We start from the raw sequence: 3,858 nt of genomic DNA on the forward strand, positions 1-3,858 counted from the left end.
AAAACAAAGTCCTTTGGATTACGGCCGGAGGAATACCTCAAATACTCCGCCCCTTTAATTGCAAGAAGGTTACACCGAGATATGTTTGGAATATATTTAATTTGATTCGTACCAAGAGTAAGCATTCCCAGGCTGTCATTCTTATTGATAAAGACGAGGTATTTATCACTTAAAGCACCGATATTACCATCTTTCGTCCCCCCCTTAAATTCTGTTTTCCATTTACCATCTGTGGATTGCACAACCAAAGTCTTACTTCCTACAGGAACATTTTCAATAGTATAGAATACATACTCCCCATTTTTGCTAATTGTTGGTCCTTCTAGGGATGGCCAAGCTTTATAGGCGTTAGAATCTATTACTGGTTTCTGTGCAAACAAACTATACACGCAGAAAATCATCATCATTGTTAAAAAAAATCTCATTATTATGAATATTAATATCCCACCGTTTGCGTTAAATTTCGATTACTCTGTAGCTCGAAAGAGGAAATCGGATAGTACTGCTGGTAACTTTTCCATGCTGCTCCATTATTTTTCTTGGGCGTAACTTTGCCCATGACTTCGTCTACTTTTCCTGTACGTTTTAGATCTAACCATCGATGTCCCCATTCCGCAAAAAATTCTATCCGTTTTTCCTTTAAAATAAGCGCAACCAAACCTTCTTGATTGACATTTGGATTGGTATTCTTAATCAAAGGTAAGCCTGCCCTGTGCCTGATCCCATCCACATCGGAAATAGCATCGCTTAGATTACCTAACTGGGCCCTGGACTCTGCTCGGATCAAATACAATTCAGCTAAACGGATTACTGTGCTATATTCTGTAACAACCGCATTTATACCTGATGGCTTCACCTTGTATTTATATGGATAATAATAGACGGTACTATTGGCATTTACACTACCCACCCATCTGTCCCCCCGCTGATCACCTGTTTCAAAATCTTTGAGCAGTTCATTGCTCAAATAAACTGGGTTATCACCACTGGGTCCCCCATCCGGTATTACAAACACCTTTGCTTCTGAGGTATTATACCCTACTGCTGTTGGTTGTAATTGCCATATCGCTTCACGGTTGTTCTTTAAAAATACGTTTCCCAAGGCTTCCAATTGAAAAAATGTATGATTTGACAAAACTAGTGTCGCTGTAGCCTCGGCATCTGCCCATCTCTTCATAAATAGATAAGTTCTTGCCAAAAGCGCTATTGCAGCCCATTTGTTCGGCCTTACTCGCTCCTCCGATCCTGAGGAATATTCTGTTATCCCGTCTCCTTTTAAATACCCATTACCTAAGAGCTTTTGTGCTTCCTTGAGATCAGCCACAATTTGATCATATACCACAGCTTTTAAAGTCCTTTTAATCACCGCATTGACTGTATAGTCTGTACTTAATACCAAGGGTACATCACCGTATAAATTCACCAAATAGAAATAATAGAAAGCACGCATAAAATATGCCTCCCCCATTAAGTGCTGCTTAACTAATGGGGTTAAACCAGAAGAAGATTCAAGTCCTTCCAAAGCGGAATTCACCAAAAATAGCCTCTGATAAGTGGTACCCCAGAAATCACTACTGACATTTAATGAGCTAAGTGAATTTTGATAATATACAGCCAGCGCCTGATTTCCTGCACCTGAATAATAATCCAGCTCATCTGCCGATAAACCCGCAACACCAGATATACCATTGATTTCTTGTGGAATTATCGGGTTGCCGTTACTTAGATTTACATATAAAGAAGTGATTGCACCTATCGCTGTCGCGTCATTGCTATAAACATTCTTAGAGCTGACACTGGTTGCTGGACCGTCTACCTCAACGAGTTTCCTACAGCTGGACAGTATACAAGCTGAAAGTACTAAAGTCAAAACGGAAAATACTTTAAAATTCATTTCGCTATTTTTTTAATTGAAAAACATTTATATACCTACTTTTAAACCAACAGTAATTACTCTTAAAGGAGGGAGGGTTGTTGAACTCTTTGTTTCAGGATCAAGTCCTTTATAGCGAGTTAAAGTCCATAAATTCTGTCCCTGAGCGAACAAACTGCAGTTCTGTAAATTTGCACGTTTACTCCAAACCTCAGGTAATTGCCAGGAAAGGGAAACATTTTTTAGGCGGATATATGACGCATCAGCCCAAGTAGCATCACTGCCTTCAACCCACATACGGGCTTGGGATACCTCATAACTGTTTATTGAAAATCTCTGTATTGGAGCAATATCTCCAGGTTTTTGCCAACGGTCCGTTAGTGATGCCAATTGATTTCCTAAGCCATAACCACTACCTGGGGGGTTAAATCCAAACGCCTGATTTCTGGCTATCTGTTTCACAAAAGAAAATAAAAAATCCAACTGAAACCCCTTATAGGAAAATGAATTTTGAACACCTCCGTAAAATTTAGGAGCCTGATCAATAAGAACCGTCGCATCTAAATTAGGGTCAGGTTTAGATGTTGGATTTCCATTATGATCTGCAAACTGATATAACCCCGTTGCAGGATCTACACCTAAAAAATGATATATCCGCACAGCACTTAATGGATCCCCGACAATAGGTTTAGAAGGAAAGCGGGTATCAGTCGTGGCAGTTAACAAAGTTTTAGGTATTGTGAAATTAATACTACTTGTCCATTTAAAATCTTTATGCTGAAAATTCATACTTGTGATCGCAAGCTCCCATCCGGAATTTTCTATTTTATCTGTTAAATTCTTGTCAATAAATCCAAAGCCAGTAGTTTTTGGAAGAACGTAGCTATATAGCTGATTTGAGGATCGGTTTCTGTAATAGTTCGCATTCAAGAGTATTCTATCTTTCAGAAAACCTAAATCCAGTCCCAGTTGCAATTTTCTGGTCTCTTCCCATTCCAGATACGGATTTGCCAACCTATTAGGTTGATAAACCACAACTCCTTGATAAGGAATACCTTGCACAAGTGGATCATATAGGCTCAAAAAGCGATAATCCCCAATCTGATCATTACCTGTTGTACCATAACTAGCCCTTAGCTTCCCAAAACTTAGCAGGGTTATATGTTCTTTAATAACGTTTTCATTGGAAAAAACCCAGGCTCCTCCTAAGGCTGCAAAATTATGGAATTGGCTTTTAGGTCCAAATCGTGAACTTCCGTCTCTCCTGCCAGTGACGTTCAAAATATATCTGTCTTGCCAGTTATAATTGATCCGGCCAAACACGGCATTATATTTATAAGTTGAACTAATTGAAGACAATGTAACTAAACCAGTTGCGGAAAGGATATCATCCATGACCAAATCATTGCTAAAACCATATGCTGAAATACCCGATCCTAAACTTGATTTCTTAGAAATTGTAGTACCCAAAAGTATTTCTAGCTTACCCTTACTAATATTATGACTGTAAGTTAATAGAGGTTCTATAGACCAGGAATTCATATCGCTATTTACAAACTCAGTTATCCTTTGGCTACCAGGTAAAAGTTCCGGTGGTATAGATTGAAGGAGAGCTTTATTAATGATATTTGATTTTAAGTTATTATAACCAAAAACACTCCTAATCTCCAGCTCGGGTAATATTTGATAACTCAAAATTATATTGCTCATCAAATTCGATGTTTTATTTAGAAAACTATTGAACATAAAACCAATAGGATTACCAGCAAAGGTTGTATATCCGGATGCATCCGGCGCCCAGTTGATGCTACCGTCCGCTTTAAATAAAGCTGGAGCTATAGGGGCCAATTGCATTGCATTTTTTGTTAAATCTATACTGGGCAATTTATTATTATCAAGTAGATAACTTCCTGAAAACTCTATCTTGAATTTTTGGTTTGTGGAGGTATTATTGAGATTAAAATGTACAGATGTTTTGTTATCCG

General features: G+C 38.3%; 3 protein-coding genes. All 3 read right to left on the minus strand.

From position 1 onward, the window contains the following. On the minus strand, positions 1 to 407 hold a 407-nt coding region (locus VNZ46_RS21520; RefSeq protein WP_325562462.1), incomplete at its 3' end, for a hypothetical protein. Positions 408 to 436: 29 nt separating this feature from the next. Next, on the minus strand, positions 437 to 1,894 hold the full coding sequence (locus VNZ46_RS21525) for a RagB/SusD family nutrient uptake outer membrane protein (RefSeq protein ID WP_325562464.1): 1,458 nt from the start codon (positions 1,892 to 1,894) through the stop codon (positions 437 to 439). A 27-nt stretch (positions 1,895 to 1,921) separates the two neighbouring features. Beyond that, the coding region (locus tag VNZ46_RS21530) for a TonB-dependent receptor domain-containing protein (RefSeq protein WP_325562466.1) at positions 1,922 to 3,858 on the minus strand (1,937 nt) is incomplete at its 5' end.

Source organism: Pedobacter sp. (genome assembly GCF_035566355.1).
GTDB lineage: Bacteria > Bacteroidota > Bacteroidia > Sphingobacteriales > Sphingobacteriaceae > Pedobacter.

Coding starts and splice junctions, on each gene's coding strand:
- VNZ46_RS21525 (WP_325562464.1), bottom strand. CDS start 1,894: ATGAATTTTAAAGTATTTTCCGTTTTGACTTTAGTACTTTCAGCTTGT.